Genomic DNA, 15,743 nt, shown 5'->3' with positions numbered 1-15,743 from the left:
AGGCCGCGCAGTCGAGTGACTGCGCGGCCTTTCCGGTCTTCTACGTGTGACTACCGTGCGGCGGTGAAGGGAAGCAACGCCATTTCGCGTGCGTTCTTCACTGCAACGGCGACCTGACGCTGCTGCTGCGGGGTCAGGCCCGTGACGCGGCGGCTACGGATCTTGCCGCGGTCCGAGATGAACGTGCGAAGCAAGTTGATGTCCTTGTAATCGACATGCGTGATCTTCGCTGCGAACAACGGGTTCTTCTTGGGCTTACGTCCCTCTACGGGGCGTGGCTTCTTCGACGGTGAACGCTTGACTGCCATCCGACTTCCTTACCAGCTCGACTTGTGTACGCCAGGCAGTTCCCCACGGTGCGCCATTTCTCGCACGCGAATCCGGGATAGCCCGAACTTCCGCAGGTGGCCGCGCGGACGTCCATCCGCAGCGTCTCGATTGCGCAATCGTACCGGACTCGCGTCGCGTGGTAGACGTTGCAGGGTCGCTTGGGCCCGTGCGCGTTCCTCAAGGGAGCTTTTCGGGGAGCGAATCGTCTCCTTCAGGGCGGACCGCTGCTCGCGGTATCGCTCGACGATGACCCGTCGTTGGTTGTTCTTGGCGATCTTCGACTTCTTGGCCACGGCTATTTCTCTTCTCGGAAATCGACATGCTTTCGGAGCACCGGGTCGTACTTCTTCAGCACGAGTCGATCGGGGTCGTTGCGACGGTTCTTGCGGGTCACGTAGGTGTAGCCGGTGCCTGCGGTGGACTTCAGTTTCACGATCGGCCGGATCTCGTTGCGGGCCATCAGCTCAGATCTTCTCGCCGCGTGCGCGGATTCGGGCGACGACGGATTCGATGCCGTCGCGGTCGATCGTCTTGATGCCCTTCGTGGACAGAGTGAGGGTGACGCGACGCCCTTCGCTCGGCAATACATACGTCTTGCGCTGGATGTTCGGATTCCAGCGGCGATTCGAACGCTTGTGGGAGTGCGAGACGGATTTTCCGAATCCCGGCACACGTCCGGTCACTTGGCAGCGAGACGACATGGGTGTTCCTTTCTAATTGCAGATGACAATCGTTTTCGACAATGGAGTGAGATCAATGTAGCGTCCAGTCTCGGTAATGACAATCATTCCCAGAAAGGGCGCGCTGTGAACACGATCCTGGACGGCAGGACTCCGCTGGTCCTGGTTGCCGGCATGAGCGAAACCACCACACCGACCGCGCGCGCACTACTGCGGGCCGGAACAGTGCTGGTGCATCACGACCTGAGTCACGTCCGCGAGGGAGTAGTGCGACGGACAATCACGACAGTGGCCGGGACGACAGTGACCGGAACGACAGTGGCCGGCAACACGGTCTCGGAACGGGAGACCATCCTCGAACTCGCGCACGGCTGCGTGTCCTGCACGCTCAGCCAGGATTTGCTACCGCTGCTGCGTCGGTTACACGCTCGCAGTTCGGTTGCGCGCATCGTCGTGCTGCTGGACCCGCAACTCGAACCCGAAGCGCTGTGCTGGGCGATCGAGCACGTCGTGGTGGCCGGAGTCGTCGGCCAACTGGACGGTCCGGCCGAGCGAGATGTCCGCGTCGACGCCGTTGTGACGTGCATCGACGCCGAAAGCTGGCTTTCGGACGCCCTCAGTGACGAAGCCCTCGACGACGATCGAACACTGGCTCAGGTGGTTGTCGGCCAGGTCGAGTTCGCCGACGCACTTGTCGTGCAGGGGATGGCGGATATCGACAGTTGGCAACACACGCGTCTGCGGGCTGTCCTGGCTCGGCTTGCGCCCCGGGCGCCCGTCGTCGATGCGGGCGGCGACATCGAGAAGGTGCTCCTCGCAGTGCCCGAGGATTCCAGACGCGGCGAACTTGCCGACGCTCACTCACCGCTGCTGCGTTTCCAGCCACCGCTCGAGGAAGACAGCGGCGTGATGCTCGTGGAGTTCACCGCCAACCGCCCGTTCCACCCCGGACGTCTACATGACGCGATCGACGTCCTGCTCGACGGCGTCGTGTGCTCGCGCGGGCGAGTGTGGGTGGCGACGCAACCCGGGGAAGCGCTCTGGCTGGAATCCGCAGGCGGCGGCCTACGGGTTGCGAGCGCAGACACGTGGCTGGCGGCCATGACTCCCGAGGAACTGGAGGGCGTGCCGGTCGAGCGACGCGCACTGGCCGCATTGAAATGGGACGACCGTTTCGGCGACCGCGACACCTCGATGGTGGTGCTGGTGTGCGACGCCAACCCCCTCGAGATCGACCGAACGCTGCAACATGCGCTGGTCACCGACGAGGAACTGGCCGACGAAAAATCGTGGTCCGACTGGGACGACCCGTTCGGCGAGTTCCACGAGGACCCATGCGACGAATCCCAATCACCCTACGCAGAAACCGAATCGATCCGAGAGGCAAACGAATGAAAAAGCAACTGCACCCCGACTACCACCCCGTGGTGTTCCAGGACGCCGGCACCGGCAAGAGCTTCCTCACCCGTTCCACCGTGACGAGTGACCGAACCACCCAATGGGAAGACGGCAACACCTACCCGCTGCTGGTTGTCGACGTCACGAGCGACTCGCACCCGTTCTGGACGGGAGCGCAACGCGTCATGGATACCGCTGGCCGCGTCGAGAAGTTCGAGCGTCGCTACGGAAAGCGCACGGCGCGCTGATGGCTGTTCCCAAGCGGAAGATGTCCCGCTCCAACACACGTAGTCGACGGTCCCAGTGGAAAGCGACGCCGCCCGATCTGGTCGAGGTCACCGCCTTCGGTCACACCCACAAGGTTCCCCGACGGTTGGTCAAAGCAGTTCGACTCGGGGTGATCGACCCTCAGCGGCTCTGACCGTGCGATCCTTGGCCGGTGCTGCTGTCGATCCTCGAACTGGTGGGCATCGTGGCGTTTGCCGCTTCCGGTGCTCTGGTGGGCGTCACCAAGCGTCTCGACATCTTCGGGGTGTGCTCGGTGGGCGTATTCACCGGCATCGGCGGCGGTATCGTCCGCGACGTCCTACTCGGCGTCCACCCACCCAGTTCGCTGAGTAGCTGGCCGTACTTCGGAACGGCCGCCCTCACGTCCCTTGCGGTGTTCTACCTGCACGAGCCGCTCAACCGCCTGCGCCGCGAAATTCTGGCGCTCGACGCACTGGGCATGGGCCTGTTTGCCAGCACCGGAACCGTCATCGCCCTCGAGAACAACGCCAGCGGACTGGCTGCCACGCTGATCGGTGCCACCGCGGCGATCGGCGGCGGCGTGATCCGAGACGTCCTCGTCAACGAGGTGCCCTTGCTGCTCCACAAGGACCTCTATGCCGTCCCGGCGCTCCTCGGCGCTGCGTTGGTGGTCACAGTCTCGGCGTGGGGGTTGTCCACGAACGGTGCGCTTGTGGTCGGCACCGCGTTTGCCGCCGTCTTCAGATTGCTTGCGCTGTGGCGTCATTGGAGCCTGCCGGGACCACGCCGCACTGAAGACTGACGGCGACACGCCGAACCTCCCGAACGGGACCCTCTCAGCCCTATCTCAGCACTTCAGTCCAAACTGTCGGTATGCGTATTTTGGTGGTCGACGACGACCGGGCCGTTCGCGAGTCGCTCCGGCGCTCGCTCAGCTTCAACGGCTACACGGTAGAACTGGCGGTGGACGGACTCGACGCGCTCGAGAAGATCCTCGCGAACCGGCCGGACGCCGTGGTTCTCGACGTCATGATGCCGCGCCTCGACGGACTCGAAGTGTGCCGCCGGCTGCGCAGCGCCGGCGACGATCTCCCGATCCTGGTGCTCACTGCCCGCGATTCCGTCAGCGAACGCGTCGCCGGTCTCGACGCCGGTGCCGACGACTACCTTCCCAAGCCTTTTGCACTGGAAGAGCTGCTGGCCCGATTGCGCGCGCTGCTCCGGCGAACCGCACCGGATCCTGACGCAGACTCCGAGATGATGACCTTCGAGGATCTCACCCTCGACCCGGTGACCCGTGAGGTTCGGCGAGGCGAGCGATCCATCAGTCTCACCCGAACCGAGTTCTCGCTTCTCGAAATGCTGATGGCCAACCCACGTCGCGTCCTCACCCGTGGGCGCATTCTCGAGGAGGTGTGGGGATACGATTTCCCGACCTCCGGCAACGCTCTCGAGGTTTACGTCGGCTACCTTCGTCGTAAAACCGAGGCCGACGGCGAACCGAGGCTGATTCACACCGTGCGCGGTGTCGGCTACGTCCTGCGGGAGACACCACCGTGATCGCTGCACCCTTCGGCAAGAACGCGGAGCCGAAGACCTCTCCCACATCGAACGGCTCGGCGGCCGGGATGCGCCCGCCCATGCCGTTGACCCGATCGGTGTCGCTGCGATGGCGGGTCACATTGCTGGCCGCGTCCGTCGTTGCGGTAGCCGTCGCTGTCATGGCCATCGCTGCCTATGCGGTGGTCTCACGTGCGCTGTACGCCGACGTTGATCACCAGTTACGCACTCGCGCATCGGTTCTCATCGACAGCAACATCGTGCGTTTCGATCCCCGGTACATCACCGGTGCCACCCTGTACACCACCGATATCAGTGTGGCCCTCGTCTTTTCGAACCTCGATACGTATCAGCCGCCCGGTTCCGACGTGCCGATCGGCGAACCCGAACTCGCCGTCGCGCGGGGCACCGCAGAGTCGTCACTGCGGACCGTCGAAGGGCAGCGCGTGCTGGCGCAACGAACCCACGACGGAAGCACGTTGGTGATCGCGCAGCGGTTGGAGCCGACCGTCGCAGTGCTCGATCGACTTGCCTGGGTGCTGTTTGTCGTCGGTGGCTGCGGCGTCATACTTGCCGCGGTAGCCGGTACGACGGTGGGGCGCACAGGTTTACGACCTATCGCCCGGTTGACGGATGCCACCGAACGCGTTGCCCGCACCGACGATCTGACGCAGATCCCCGTATCCGGCAGTGACGAACTGGCGCGCCTCACCGAGAGCTTCAACACCATGCTCCGGGCACTTGCCGAATCCCGGGAACGACAGAGTCGTCTCGTCGCCGACGCCGGTCACGAACTGCGCACACCGCTGACGTCGCTCCGCACCAATATGGAGCTGCTGATCGCGTCGAGCCGGCCAGGGGCACCACAAATTCCGGACGAGGACATGGCGGAACTGCGAGCCGACGTCGTGGCACAGATCGAAGAGCTGTCGACTCTTGTCGGTGACCTCGTCGATCTCGCGCGAGAAGACGCACCCGAAACGGTGTACGAGCGCGTTGATGTCAGTGACGTCGTCGAACGATCACTCGAACGTGCGCGTCGACGCCGCAACGAAATTGAATTCGAGGCCGTGACAACGCCCTGGTTTGTGTACGGCGATCAAGCGGGACTCTCGCGTGCCGTACTCAACGTCCTCGACAACGCCGCGAAATGGAGCCCAAAGGGCGAGCAGGTGCGCGTCGAGATGCGCCCAGTCGGTCAAGGACTGTTGGAATTGACCGTCAGTGATGCGGGACCGGGTATTCCGGAGGAAGATCGGGAGTTGGTGTTCGATCGTTTCTACCGGTCCACCGCTGCGCGTTCCATGCCGGGATCCGGTCTGGGACTTGCGATAGTGCGCCAGGTGGTGATCAAGCACGGTGGCACCATTGCGATCGAGGAATCCGATCGTGGTGGGGCACTGGTTCGGATCGTGCTTCCCGGGGAGCCGGGTCCGATCGCCGAATAACTGGACACCGTGGGTAATGTGTTCAGCGAGAGTGCTTTTCGAAAAGTGAGCAGGGTGCACAGAATTATCGGTGCAAACTCTGGGCAAAGTGACAGGTGAGTCTCAGCGGCTTCTCAGCAGCGCAAGGCAGTCTTGTAGTCAACAGAGTTGTGACCAACCAATCCGGTGGTCACCGAGACGAAAGCGAGCCGATGACCGAGGACCGTAACACTGGGCCTGACCGGCCCGAGCAGCCAAGCAACGAGCCCCAGCCGACGCAGGCTTACCCGACCCAGCAGAATCCTGCCCAGCCTAATCCTGCCCAGCAGAACCCCACGCAGGCTTACCCGACGCAGCAGCAGCCTTACCCGACCCAGCAGCATCAGGCGCCGGGTTACGGGCAGCAGCCCACGCAGTCGTTCGGGCAGCACTACGGCGCACATGACGCTGCTCACCAGCAGCAGTCGCCCTATCAGAGTGCAGCGAGCCCGGCCGGCCCCGCCGGACCAGGTGGCGCTGCCGGACCCGGCGGACCGATCCCCGCTGCGCTGCGCGGACCCAACGCTGATCCCGAACCGGCCAAGCCGAAGTCGAAGCGCATGGCACTGGTAGCCGGCGCGCTTGCACTGGTGCTCGTCAGCGGCGGTGTCGGCGGTGCGGTCGGCGCGATTGTGGCGGACAACAACGGTGGCAGCGGAACCGTCACCAATTCGCTCAACGCTGCCAAGCCGACAGCAACCAACACGTCCAACGCGCCGGCCGGTTCGGTGCAGGCCGTGGCTCAGAAGGTCGTGCCCAGTGTGGTCCAGATCGAGGTGGCCACAGCTCAGGGCTCCGGTGGGGAAGGATCCGGCGTGATTCTGTCCTCCGACGGTCTCATCCTGACCAACAATCACGTTGCCGGCGCCTCCGGTGCGCAGTTGAGTGTGTCGTTCTCCGACGGAAGCAAGGCATCGGCAACCCTGGTCGGTGCCGATCCGGTTTCCGATATCGCCGTCATCAAGGTCGAGGGTCGCAATGATCTGACGCCGATCGACCTGGGCAATTCGGCCGAGGTAGTGGTCGGTCAGCAGGTTGTTGCAGTCGGTTCACCGTTGGGGCTGGCCGGAACGGTCACCGAAGGCATCATCTCGGCGCTCAATCGACCGGTGTCCACCAGCGGCGAGTCGGGCAACCAGAACACGGTTATCGATGCCCTGCAGACCGACGCGGCCATCAACCCGGGTAACTCGGGTGGCGCACTGGTCAACATGGACGGACAGTTGATCGGTATCAACACGGCCATCGCGTCACTGGGAGCCTCGTCGGGCACGCAGGGTGGGTCGATCGGACTCGGCTTTGCCATCCCGATCGATCAGGCCAGGCGTGTTGCCAACGAGTTGATCGAAACCGGCAAGGCCACTCAGGCCATGATCGGTGTGACGGTGCCCTCGCAGGACAACGCGGATGGTGCGACGGTTATGGACGTCACCGCTGACGGTCCGGCAGCCAAGGCCGGAATCCCGAAGGGTGCCGTCATCACGAAGGTCGACGATCGTGTTGTCGCAGACGGTGATTCGCTCATCGCGGCAGTGCGGTCGCACGCTCCCGGCGACACCGTGTCGATCACATACACCGACGGTGGTCAGCAGAAGACCGTCGACGTCACGCTGGGAACCGCGCCGGCGCAAGGTGGGCGGTGACAGTTGGCGACCGGCCGACGATCACCCCGATCTTCGGCCGGACCGCAACTGATTCGGGGCGCGGCACTACGGTAGGAGTCATGGAACTCGAAGCCACATCGGCCGGCCGCGCCCTGGTTGTCATCGTCGACGATCGCACCGCTCACGGTGATACCACCGACTCCATCGGTCCGTTGGTTACGGAACTGCTGAACGAAGCAGGTTTTCACGTCGACGCGACGGTTGCAGTTGCCGCCGACGAGGTGGAAATCCGGAACGCTCTCAATACCGCGGTGATCGGTGGTGTCGACTTGGTGATCTCGGTCGGCGGTACCGGAGTGTCACCGCGCGACGTGACACCGGACGTGACGGCTGAGGTGCTCGATCGGGAGATCCCGGGAATCGCCGAGGCGCTGCGGGCGTCCGGGTTGTCCGCAGGATCGCTCGAAGCGGGCTTGTCCCGCGGCTTGGTCGGTGTCTCGGGCAGCACCGTCGTCGCCAACCTGGCGTCGACGCGCCCCGCGATCCGTGACGGTATGGCAACGTTGACGGCTTTGGCGGGCCATGTGATCGCCGAACTGTCCAGCCTCGAGGGCTGAGTAGAAGTTGTCCGACGAACAGAGCGCAGAAAAGAAGTCTGTCGACAAAGAGGCTTTGGCGCGCATTTTCGGGGATGTGTTCCCGGAGACGACATCCGACGAGCGTGACCCGCAAGGATCCTCCCGTTCGTCGGATGACGAGTGGTTACGCAGGCAGGTTCCGCCGCATCACGGCGGTTGACGCATCAGACAGATCAGGCCCGTCCCGGAATGTCCGGGGCGGGCCTGATCTGTCAGGTGGACGCTAGTCGAAGCTCTTGGCGTGGGCGCCGGAGTCGGGGTCGGTTACACCGGAAGCGAGGATGTCGCGGATCTGGATGAGCAGATCGGTTTCGCTGGCTTCCTTGTCCTCGGGTTCGGTGACGAACTTCTTCTTGGCCGCGTTCGCGGGAACGATCAGCACGAAGTAGACAACTGCCGCGATGATGACGAAGTTGATGATCGCGGTGACCACGGCACCGATGTTGACGAAGGTTTCGGGATTGCCGGCAATGATCTCCTTTCCCCAGCCCAATTCGTCGGATCCACCAATGGCGGCGATGAGTGGGTTGATGATGTTCGACGTGAAGGCCGTGACGATCGCGGTGAACGCTGCGCCCACGACCACTGCAACGGCCAGGTCGAGCACGTTTCCGCGGAGCAGGAAGTCTTTGAATCCCTTGAGCATTTCGGTGTCCCCCGAATTGTGTGTGAGATGAACGTGTCGGTTCTCTGGAGAGAGCCGAATGCAAAAATCCTAAAGGAGCAAGCATCAATGTGTTTGCTTACTTGAACGTCACGGTGATGGCGTTGACCAGTGATGCGGCCGCGACGCGAGTAGCCGCCTCGGTGGGCAATGCCAGCATGATCACCTGTTCTTGCTGGTTACGTGTACTTTCCGCAGCGGTGACCATGACAACAACGGCGCCCGACGCAAGAATCGTGGGTTTGTTGTCGTTTGTCTGCTCGTTCGGAGTGTCGGGCTCAACTGTGAGCACATCGACAATGTCGCCGCTACGGACAATGTCCGAAACTGCGGCATCCGCTAGCCGGACCGGGACAATTCGCGCGTCGTCGGTTCCCGTGGACTCACGGGCCAGACGCGACCCGAGAACTCGGACGTCTGTGACGATTTCTCCGCGGCGAACAGGCCCGGCGACGGTGCTGCCCACAACGTCGGCGAACTCGGTAAGCGTCCCGTCGGGAAGGTGATCGGCAGAGAACTCGCTGATTCCGAGGTCGTCGTCGGTGACAAGTTGTCCGGGAGCGACATCGCGGGCCGCGGTGACAACCCGGACGGTATCGGAGTCAGGATCGCCGCGAAACAGCAGCGCTATTCCGAGCACGGCAAGAGTGAGTGCGGCGATTTTTCGAACTGCCGAGCCTCGTGCGCGGTTGGGCTTTGCAATCGCAACCAAGCGGTCGACGACGCTGGGCGTGAGGTCGACTTCACCGAAATTCTGCGGTCTGGATCGGCCGTGACTCCGAGATCGTGCGCGGAACAGCCCGGACGGTGATGGTGGTGGCATAGACGAACGGTAGGGCCGAAAGCGTGCTTTTCGGCCCTACCGTTATCTGCCTGTGGACAACCTCGCGGTTGTGGAGAAAGTCGTGCTCGAACTAGCTGGCTGCAGCCTTTGCCGGAGCCGGAGTGCTGGTCGACGAAGAGGACGACTCGGACTTGGTCGACGACTCGGACTTTGCGGCCGGAGCGGAATCGCTCTTGGCGGGTTCGCTGGCCGTGCTGGAGCCACCTCGGCTGTCGGTGCGGTAGAAACCGCTGCCCTTGAACACGATGCCCACCGAGTTGAACAGCTTGCGGAGCTTGCCGGAGCAGGCTGGGCAGACCGTCAGCGAATCTTCGCTGAACGACTGGACGATGTCGAAACGGTTGTCACATTCCGTACATGCGTATGAGTAGGTAGGCACCGGGCTTCCTCCGCATTGTGATCTAAGTGCTTCATCAGGGCTGGCGAGTGCTGTCGAGCCAGTTCTGACACCGCAGCCCTTAGCACTCTACAAGTGACAGTGCCAACAGCGCTAATTACGTGTCTATTCCCACTGCGCGAGAAATGGTGGCGGCCGCCTCATCGGTCCAGTCGGGTCCAACCCGCAGTCGGGGTCAGCGCCCAGCCCATCGGAATGTCGTGCGGATCTGCGGGGAGCTGTTCGACGAGCTCCGAGTCGCGAACTACCGCGACGAGCCTGGCAGTCGGCGACGCCAATCCCAGCGTGCGGTCGTAGTACCCGGCGCCGCGTCCCAGCCGAGTGCCTCGGCGATCCACGGCGAGGGCCGGGACGAAGACAGTGTGGGCGAGCGCGATCGTTTCCGGTGGTAGTACCGGTCCGACGGGTTCCCGTAGCCCGTACGCAGCGGGGCGAAGTGCGTCGACACCTGTGTACTCGACCCAGGACAGCGGGCCGGGTGCGCCGGTGATCGGCAGGAGAACGCGATCTGCGACGGCTGCCAGCGCGTCCAGCAGGTCAGTGGTTCCAGGTTCGGTCCTGGTCGGAACGTAGGCGCAGACAGTCGTCCCCGGGATTGTCAGATCAAGCGAGTGTGCCGTGAGTGCCGACGATTCGGTGCTCCGAGTTTGCTCCGATATCGCACGCCGCCCGGCCAGCACTGTTTGTCGCCATTGCTCTTTTTCTCGAGGTTCCACCACTTCACGATATGCATCGTGCTGACCATCGGGTAACAAGCTGCCGTTAGGGTGTTGGCATGACAGACGTGGTCGCTAGCAACAAGAAGGCCTTTCGTACGGCCGTGGTTCCTGCTGCCGGATTGGGTACCCGCTTCCTGCCGGCCACCAAGACCGTTCCCAAGGAATTGCTGCCGGTCGTCGACACACCGGGTATCGAACTGGTTGCCGGGGAGGCCGCCGATTCCGGCGCTGAGCGCCTGGTCATCGTGACCTCGCCCGGCAAAGACGGGGTTGTCGCGCATTTTGTCGAGGATCTTGTCCTCGAAAGCAAGCTGGAAGCGAGTGGAAAGCTCGCTCTACTGGCCAAGGTGCGTAAGGCACCCGGACTCCTCGAAGTCGACTCCGTGATCCAGGATCAGCCACTCGGTTTGGGGCACGCGGTCGGTTGCGCCGAGGCTGTCCTCGACGACGACGAGGATGCGATCGCGGTTCTTCTGCCCGACGATCTCGTGTTGCCTAGAGGTGTGCTCGAAACCATGGCCAAGGTACGCGCCAAGCGCGGCGGTTCGGTTTTGTGCGCCATCGAAGTTCCCAAGGACAAAGTCAGCGCATACGGCGTCTTCGACGTCGAAATCGTGCCGGACGCCACCAACCCCGACGTGCTCAAGGTCATCGGGATGGTCGAGAAGCCGGCTATGGAGGATGCGCCGTCCACGTTTGCTGCCGCTGGTCGATACCTGCTCGATCGCGCCATTTTCGACGCACTGCGACGCATCAAGCCCGGAACCGGTGGTGAATTACAGCTGACCGACGCCATCGCGCTTCTCATCTCCGAAGGCCACCCCGTGCATGTCGTCGTTCATCGCGGTACTCGACACGACCTCGGAAATCCCGGCGGTTACCTCCGCGCTGCGGTTGACTTCGCACTGGACATGGATGACTACGGCCCGTCATTACGAGAGTGGTTGGTTGCTCGTCTCGAACGATAGGGATAGTTCGGACATCTCCGCACAGCAGTTGACGCAGGATCGAGATGACCGGCCAATCGTGTGGCAAGGCATCATGGGCTGCGGGTAACACGAGTTTCGCGACAAAGTAGGAGGACGCAGTCCATATGCGGTCGGTTGAGGAGCAGCAGACCAGGGTCACAGCCGCTGCAGTTGCGCCCCGGCCGGTTCGTGTCGCCATTTCGGAGGCACAGGGGTTGCTCTGTGCCGAGGAAGTGGTCACCGAGCGGCCGCTGCCAGGGTTCGATCAGGCTGCCATCGACGGATACGCAGTCCGTAGCGTCGATGTTGCGGGTGCCGGCACGGATCTGCGTGGCGAGGACGGCGAGCCGATCGACTTGAGCCTGCCTGTCGTCGGTGAGGTCACGGCCGGTTCGCGTCAGCCGATCCGGCTACAGCCACGGCAAGCTGTGCGCGTCGACACAGGCGCGCCGCTGCCCACGTTGGCCGATGCGGTTCTCCCGCTGGAGCAGACCGACGGTGGCCGCGCCCGCGTGCGAGTCTTTGCGCCGGTGCGCTCAGGAGACTACGTACGACGCGCGGGTGACGACGTGCAACCGGGCGATGTCGCTGTTCGGGCGGGAACCATCATCGGCGCTGCCCAGGTCGGACTTCTCGCGGCAGTGGGCCGTGACAAAGTTCTGGTGCATCCGCGTCCGCGGCTATCGGTCATCAGCGTCGGGGGCGAGCTGGTCGACATCGACCGAACTCCGGGACCCGGCCAGGTTTACGACGTGAATTCGTATGCCCTGGCTGCGGCTGCTCGTGACGCCGGAGCCGACGTCAACCGGGTTGGCATTTCCGGATCGGATGCTCGCCGGTTGCGAGAGGTTGTCGAGGGGCAATTGATCCGATCCGAGATCGTGGTCATCGCGGGAGCTGTCGGCGGTGGAGCGTCCGACGAGGTCCGCGATGCGCTGTCCGAACTGGGAACGCTCGAGGTCGAGCGGGTCGCGATGCATCCGGGATCAGTTCAAGGGTTCGGTCAGCTCGGGCGTGACGAGGTACCGACCTTCCTGCTCCCGTCGAATCCGGTCAGTGCGCTCGTGGTGTTCGAGGTCATGGTCAGGCCGCTCATCCGGATCGCGCTCGGTCGTCGCCAGCCGATGCGTCGCATCGTGAAGGCCCGAACGGTGGGAACGATTACGTCGATCGCGGACCGTAAAGGATTCCTTCGTGGGCAGTTGATGCGCGACGAGGCAACGGGGGAGTACCTGGTCCAGGCTCTCGGTGGCGCCGCGGGCGCGTCGTCCCACCTGTTGGCGACGTTGGCCGAAGCAAATTGCCTGGTACTCGTCGACCGGGATGTCACCGAAGTGCAGATCGGTGAAGAAGTCGACGTCGCATTTCTCGCCCAACGTGGCTGAGTCACGGCTGGCTCACTTCCGGTGCGCCGCTTCGACTTTCCAACCGAATGAGGTGTGATGTCAGTCCATCCCGGATGGCCCGAGAAGCTGGGCCCGATTCGTGTGGCTGCCGGTGTGGTCACCGTCCGGCCGATTCGGTTGCGCGACGCGTCCGCGTGGAGCAGATTGCGCATTCGGGATAGAGAGCATCTCGAGCCGTGGGAACCGACCGGTGAATCGCCGTGGGATGCCCGGCATCACATCACCGTGTGGCCGTCGTTGTGCGGAAGTCTTCGATCCGAGGCGCGCAAAGGCCGGATACTTCCGTGGGTGATCGAGCTGGACGGCAATTACTGCGGGCAGATCACCATCGGCAACATCGTTCGCGGCGCGTTGCGTTCCGCTTGGGTGGGTTATTGGGTTGCGTCGGATGTCACGGGTGGTGGTGTGGCGACAGCTGCGGTGGCGCTCACGTTGGACCATGCCTTCTCGCAGGTGGGATTGCATCGTGTCGAGGCAACTGTTCGTCCGGAGAATTCGTCCTCGCGCGCCGTGCTCCACAACGTCGGCTTCCGTGAAGAGGGACTCCTACGCCGGTACCTCGACGTCGACGGGCAGTGGCGCGATCATGTGCTTGTGGGGATCACGATTGAAGAGATTCCCACCACAGTTGTGGATCGGCTTGTGCGCTCCGGTCGTGCGTCTTGGGTATGAAGTCCCTAGTTAAAAGGTAGTTACCGCCCGAATTGTCATCAAAATTGCTAGGCCGGGTCATTGCGAGTTCAACTCTTCCTCCGACAAATTCCGGCGGATCGGTCAGTTCGGTTCGGTACGCGTGTGACACATGAGTAAGGTGGGGTTCGGCGCGTCGGCAACGATGCGAGCCGGTCGGCCGTTAACCTTGATTCATCAACGGCTGGCATAGGTGCTGGTAGGTGATCGGGAGGAGGTCGCGGCATGCCTAGTTCATTCGTGTGGATCGGGCTCGTGGCCGTCTGGTTGTTCGTGCTCGTGCCCATGCTCGTGAACAAGCGCCCCCGGATCCGTCAGACCAGCGAAGCGGCTCTTGCGACTCGCGTACTTCACCGCGGCGACAGCAATCCTGTGCGACGCGGACCGGCAGCCGGACATCGAAGCGATCCGAACTGGCAACCAGAACCAGTGCGCAGCAGCTACGACGCGGAGGACCAGATGGACACTCACGCAGAAGACAGCGACTACAGCGGTGGCCGTGCCCCGGTCAGGGAGTTCGTGCCTGTCCGACGCGGCCGCGGTGGATTCGATCCCGAAGCCGATGCCGTCGCCCGAGAAGCGCGCTACACGTTTCGCCAGCGCACCCTTCTCGGACTTGCCTTCGTCTCGATCATGGCCGGTGCACTCGCGCTGATCGTCTCGCCCCTGGTGTGGTGGCTCTGTGCCTTGTCGTTTGCCGGTCTCGTCGGCTACTTGGCATATCTGCGCCGGCAAGTGCGCATCGAGCAGGAAATTCGCCGCCGTCGCACTGAACGGCTCAACCGTTCACGTCTGGGCGTCGAATCACACACAGACGAGGAATTGCGCCTGATTCCTTCTCGTCTGCGCCGACCGGGCGCAGTAGTCCTGGAAGTTGACGACGGAGACCCGGCGTTCGACCACCTCGATCACTACGAGGAAGTGCCGATGCAGTCGGAAATGCGACGCGCATCGGGTCAGTAAAACGTTCATCGTTTCGGAGGCGGGTAACTCGAGGCTCGGACTTCGGTCCTGCTAGAGTTGCCGAGCACACGCTTTCGGGCGGTGGCAAGGGGCTGTGGCGCAGTTGGTAGCGCGCTTCGTTCGCATCGAAGAGGTCAGGGGTTCGATTCCCCTCAGCTCCACCACGTAATCAGCTCCATCCAGTAATCAGTTCCACCCAGTAATCAGTTACCGATCAGGTCCTTCAGCTAGCGCTGAGGGACCTGTTTTGTTACAGACCGGTCGGTCGACAAATCGCCGCGACTCGCGAAGAATGTGCGGGTGTGTGCAGTTTCATACAGCCGCTGGGGCCCACCGAACCCGGTTTCGAACCGGTTGAGGCATGATCCTTGGTGGGCCAGTTATTTTCTGGACATGTAACGACCGTGACGTCGCGACGATAATCTCACTGTGTCGCTGCGCCTGTGCATGCAGCTAGAACGTTTTTGTCGGGAGGAATTTGATGAGCCAGCCACGACGGCTAGTCATGGCGCTTGTAGCTGTCTTGTGCCTGACGGGTGTGGGGTTCCTCGCTATTTCTGTATTTCCGACTGTCGTTTCGGCTCAACCCGGTGCAGGTGAAAACAGCGATGACAGCGCTGACACCACCGTCACCGACGCCACCGACATTCCCAGTGCTGATGCCTTGGATAAACACGGCAATAACGGCAACGGCAATAACGGCTGCGGCAATAACGGCAATGGTTGGGGCAACGGGTGCGGCAACGGGTGCGGCAACAACGGCAACGGCAATGGTTGGGGCAACGGATGCGGTGGTTGCCACCACCACTGCACGACGACGAGTCCAGTCGTGACCACGACGACCGATCCCGTTATGACGACGACCACTGATCCGGAAGTAACGACGACGGACCCGACTGAACCAGAGGTCCCGACCACGACTACTGATCCGGTCGTAACGACGACCACTGATCCGGAAGTGACGACCACGACCACTGATCCGGAAGTGACGACCACGACCACTGATCCGGAAGTGACGACCACGACCACTGATCCGGAAGTGACGACCACGACCACTGCTACGGGCGTCACAAACGCTGCCACTGATACGGTGGGGACGTCTCATGGCGGTGCTACAGCAGTTGCGGATACTTGCAACCCATTCTGGAAGGCGGCTAACGCTTCCGG

General features: G+C 62.8%; 21 protein-coding genes and 1 tRNA gene. 14 read left to right on the top strand and 8 right to left on the bottom strand.

The features are described from left to right. Nucleotides 1–50: 50 nt before the first annotated feature. From rpsR to rpmB, 4 genes are read right to left on the bottom strand one after another with little or no spacing between them, the layout of a single operon-like run. A complete protein-coding gene (rpsR, locus tag FEZ60_RS05040; RefSeq protein WP_003946414.1) occupies nucleotides 51–308 on the bottom strand; it encodes a 30S ribosomal protein S18 in 258 nt (85 codons plus the stop codon). A 9-nt stretch (nucleotides 309–317) separates the two neighbouring features. Then, nucleotides 318–623 (bottom strand): 30S ribosomal protein S14, encoded by a 306-nt coding sequence (rpsN, locus tag FEZ60_RS05035; protein WP_033234227.1) that lies wholly within the window; start codon nucleotides 621–623, stop codon nucleotides 318–320. Between the two features lie 2 nt (nucleotides 624–625). Continuing rightward, nucleotides 626–790: a 50S ribosomal protein L33 gene (rpmG, locus tag FEZ60_RS05030; RefSeq protein ID WP_003946358.1), complete on the bottom strand. Its 165-nt coding sequence runs from the start codon at nucleotides 788–790 to the stop codon at nucleotides 626–628. A gap of 4 nt (nucleotides 791–794) precedes the next feature. Next, a complete protein-coding gene (gene rpmB / locus FEZ60_RS05025) occupies nucleotides 795–1,031 on the bottom strand; it encodes a 50S ribosomal protein L28 (protein WP_033234228.1) in 237 nt (78 codons plus the stop codon). Between the two features lie 105 nt (nucleotides 1,032–1,136). Here rpmB and FEZ60_RS05020 point away from each other — a divergent pair, with 105 nt between their 5' ends. The 8 genes from FEZ60_RS05020 to FEZ60_RS04985 all read left to right on the top strand — a co-directional run bounded on the left by FEZ60_RS05020 (nucleotide 1,137) and on the right by FEZ60_RS04985 (nucleotide 7,904). Next, complete coding sequence (locus FEZ60_RS05020) at nucleotides 1,137–2,405, top strand: GTP-binding protein (protein ID WP_346343332.1); 1,269 nt, start codon at nucleotides 1,137–1,139, stop codon at nucleotides 2,403–2,405. Further along, nucleotides 2,402–2,656: a type B 50S ribosomal protein L31 gene (locus FEZ60_RS05015; RefSeq protein ID WP_033234229.1), complete on the top strand. Its 255-nt coding sequence runs from the start codon at nucleotides 2,402–2,404 to the stop codon at nucleotides 2,654–2,656. Before FEZ60_RS05020 ends, FEZ60_RS05015 begins: the two co-directional genes overlap by 4 nt. Next, nucleotides 2,656–2,829: a 50S ribosomal protein L32 gene (gene rpmF, locus FEZ60_RS05010; RefSeq protein ID WP_033234230.1), complete on the top strand. Its 174-nt coding sequence runs from the start codon at nucleotides 2,656–2,658 to the stop codon at nucleotides 2,827–2,829. The genes FEZ60_RS05015 and rpmF overlap by 1 nt, the downstream gene beginning before the upstream one ends. 18 nt (nucleotides 2,830–2,847) lie before the next feature. Beyond that, on the top strand, nucleotides 2,848–3,459 hold the full coding sequence (locus FEZ60_RS05005) for a trimeric intracellular cation channel family protein (RefSeq protein ID WP_033234231.1): 612 nt from the start codon (nucleotides 2,848–2,850) through the stop codon (nucleotides 3,457–3,459). Nucleotides 3,460–3,530: 71 nt separating this feature from the next. Continuing rightward, a complete protein-coding gene (locus FEZ60_RS05000) occupies nucleotides 3,531–4,217 on the top strand; it encodes a response regulator transcription factor (protein WP_033234232.1) in 687 nt (228 codons plus the stop codon). Nucleotides 4,218–4,285: 68 nt separating this feature from the next. Next, nucleotides 4,286–5,665, top strand: a complete 1,380-nt coding sequence (locus tag FEZ60_RS04995) for a HAMP domain-containing sensor histidine kinase (protein WP_202025801.1) — start codon at nucleotides 4,286–4,288, stop codon at nucleotides 5,663–5,665. Nucleotides 5,666–5,856: 191 nt separating this feature from the next. Continuing rightward, on the top strand, nucleotides 5,857–7,326 hold the full coding sequence (locus FEZ60_RS04990) for a trypsin-like peptidase domain-containing protein (RefSeq protein ID WP_172935692.1): 1,470 nt from the start codon (nucleotides 5,857–5,859) through the stop codon (nucleotides 7,324–7,326). An 80-nt stretch (nucleotides 7,327–7,406) separates the two neighbouring features. Next, nucleotides 7,407–7,904 carry a MogA/MoaB family molybdenum cofactor biosynthesis protein gene (locus FEZ60_RS04985; RefSeq protein WP_179300869.1) on the top strand — a complete coding sequence of 166 codons (498 nt, stop codon included), beginning with the start codon at nucleotides 7,407–7,409 and terminating at the stop codon, nucleotides 7,902–7,904. A gap of 244 nt (nucleotides 7,905–8,148) precedes the next feature. Here FEZ60_RS04985 and mscL read toward each other — a convergent pair whose 3' ends face one another. The 4 genes from mscL to FEZ60_RS04965 all read right to left on the bottom strand — a co-directional run bounded on the left by mscL (nucleotide 8,149) and on the right by FEZ60_RS04965 (nucleotide 10,546). After that, nucleotides 8,149–8,571: a large conductance mechanosensitive channel protein MscL gene (gene mscL, locus FEZ60_RS04980; protein WP_033234234.1), complete on the bottom strand. Its 423-nt coding sequence runs from the start codon at nucleotides 8,569–8,571 to the stop codon at nucleotides 8,149–8,151. Nucleotides 8,572–8,668: 97 nt separating this feature from the next. Further along, the gene (locus FEZ60_RS04975; protein WP_033234235.1) at nucleotides 8,669–9,412 is read right to left on the bottom strand and encodes an SAF domain-containing protein; all 744 of its coding nucleotides are present in this window, start codon (nucleotides 9,410–9,412) and stop codon (nucleotides 8,669–8,671) included. A gap of 91 nt (nucleotides 9,413–9,503) precedes the next feature. Next, nucleotides 9,504–9,812 carry an FmdB family zinc ribbon protein gene (locus FEZ60_RS04970; RefSeq protein ID WP_033234236.1) on the bottom strand — a complete coding sequence of 103 codons (309 nt, stop codon included), beginning with the start codon at nucleotides 9,810–9,812 and terminating at the stop codon, nucleotides 9,504–9,506. A gap of 158 nt (nucleotides 9,813–9,970) precedes the next feature. Then, nucleotides 9,971–10,546, bottom strand: coding sequence for a 5-formyltetrahydrofolate cyclo-ligase (locus FEZ60_RS04965; RefSeq protein ID WP_033234237.1), 576 nt, complete (start codon nucleotides 10,544–10,546; stop codon nucleotides 9,971–9,973). A gap of 59 nt (nucleotides 10,547–10,605) precedes the next feature. On the opposite strand from FEZ60_RS04965, the gene FEZ60_RS04960 reads away from it, so the two are divergent. The 6 genes from FEZ60_RS04960 to FEZ60_RS32285 form a co-directional block, all read left to right on the top strand. After that, the gene (locus FEZ60_RS04960) at nucleotides 10,606–11,517 is read left to right on the top strand and encodes a UTP--glucose-1-phosphate uridylyltransferase (RefSeq protein WP_033234238.1); all 912 of its coding nucleotides are present in this window, start codon (nucleotides 10,606–10,608) and stop codon (nucleotides 11,515–11,517) included. A gap of 125 nt (nucleotides 11,518–11,642) precedes the next feature. Further along, nucleotides 11,643–12,902 (top strand): gephyrin-like molybdotransferase Glp, encoded by a 1,260-nt coding sequence (gene glp / locus FEZ60_RS04955; RefSeq protein WP_033234239.1) that lies wholly within the window; start codon nucleotides 11,643–11,645, stop codon nucleotides 12,900–12,902. Between the two features lie 57 nt (nucleotides 12,903–12,959). Then, nucleotides 12,960–13,595, top strand: coding sequence for a GNAT family protein (locus tag FEZ60_RS04950; protein ID WP_172935691.1), 636 nt, complete (start codon nucleotides 12,960–12,962; stop codon nucleotides 13,593–13,595). Between the two features lie 243 nt (nucleotides 13,596–13,838). Next, the gene (gene glpR, locus FEZ60_RS04945) at nucleotides 13,839–14,576 is read left to right on the top strand and encodes a gephyrin-like molybdotransferase receptor GlpR (protein WP_033234241.1); all 738 of its coding nucleotides are present in this window, start codon (nucleotides 13,839–13,841) and stop codon (nucleotides 14,574–14,576) included. An 88-nt stretch (nucleotides 14,577–14,664) separates the two neighbouring features. Further along, a tRNA-Ala gene (locus FEZ60_RS04940) sits at nucleotides 14,665–14,740 on the top strand. 317 nt (nucleotides 14,741–15,057) lie between these two features. Next, nucleotides 15,058–15,743 (top strand): hypothetical protein (locus FEZ60_RS32285; protein ID WP_207185750.1); only part of this gene is annotated, 686 nt, incomplete at its 3' end.

The sequence above is a fragment of the Rhodococcus sp. MS16 genome, assembly GCF_013277795.1.
Lineage (GTDB): Bacteria > Actinomycetota > Actinomycetes > Mycobacteriales > Mycobacteriaceae > Rhodococcus_F > Rhodococcus_F globerula.
This window is presented reverse-complemented; position numbering and strand designations above follow the sequence as displayed.

Coding starts and splice junctions, on each gene's coding strand:
- mscL (WP_033234234.1), bottom strand. CDS start 8,571: ATGCTCAAGGGATTCAAAGACTTCCTGCTCCGCGGAAACGTGCTCGAC.
- FEZ60_RS04990 (WP_172935692.1), top strand. CDS start 5,857: ATGACCGAGGACCGTAACACTGGGCCTGACCGGCCCGAGCAGCCAAGC.
- rpsR (WP_003946414.1), bottom strand. CDS start 308: ATGGCAGTCAAGCGTTCACCGTCGAAGAAGCCACGCCCCGTAGAGGGA.
- FEZ60_RS04960 (WP_033234238.1), top strand. CDS start 10,606: ATGACAGACGTGGTCGCTAGCAACAAGAAGGCCTTTCGTACGGCCGTG.
- glpR (WP_033234241.1), top strand. CDS start 13,839: ATGCCTAGTTCATTCGTGTGGATCGGGCTCGTGGCCGTCTGGTTGTTC.
- FEZ60_RS04995 (WP_202025801.1), top strand. CDS start 4,286: ATGCGCCCGCCCATGCCGTTGACCCGATCGGTGTCGCTGCGATGGCGG.
- glp (WP_033234239.1), top strand. CDS start 11,643: ATGCGGTCGGTTGAGGAGCAGCAGACCAGGGTCACAGCCGCTGCAGTT.
- rpmG (WP_003946358.1), bottom strand. CDS start 790: ATGGCCCGCAACGAGATCCGGCCGATCGTGAAACTGAAGTCCACCGCA.
- FEZ60_RS04975 (WP_033234235.1), bottom strand. CDS start 9,412: ATGCCACCACCATCACCGTCCGGGCTGTTCCGCGCACGATCTCGGAGT.
- rpmF (WP_033234230.1), top strand. CDS start 2,656: ATGGCTGTTCCCAAGCGGAAGATGTCCCGCTCCAACACACGTAGTCGA.
- FEZ60_RS05000 (WP_033234232.1), top strand. CDS start 3,531: ATGCGTATTTTGGTGGTCGACGACGACCGGGCCGTTCGCGAGTCGCTC.
- FEZ60_RS05015 (WP_033234229.1), top strand. CDS start 2,402: ATGAAAAAGCAACTGCACCCCGACTACCACCCCGTGGTGTTCCAGGAC.
- FEZ60_RS04950 (WP_172935691.1), top strand. CDS start 12,960: ATGTCAGTCCATCCCGGATGGCCCGAGAAGCTGGGCCCGATTCGTGTG.
- rpmB (WP_033234228.1), bottom strand. CDS start 1,031: ATGTCGTCTCGCTGCCAAGTGACCGGACGTGTGCCGGGATTCGGAAAA.
- FEZ60_RS04985 (WP_179300869.1), top strand. CDS start 7,407: ATGGAACTCGAAGCCACATCGGCCGGCCGCGCCCTGGTTGTCATCGTC.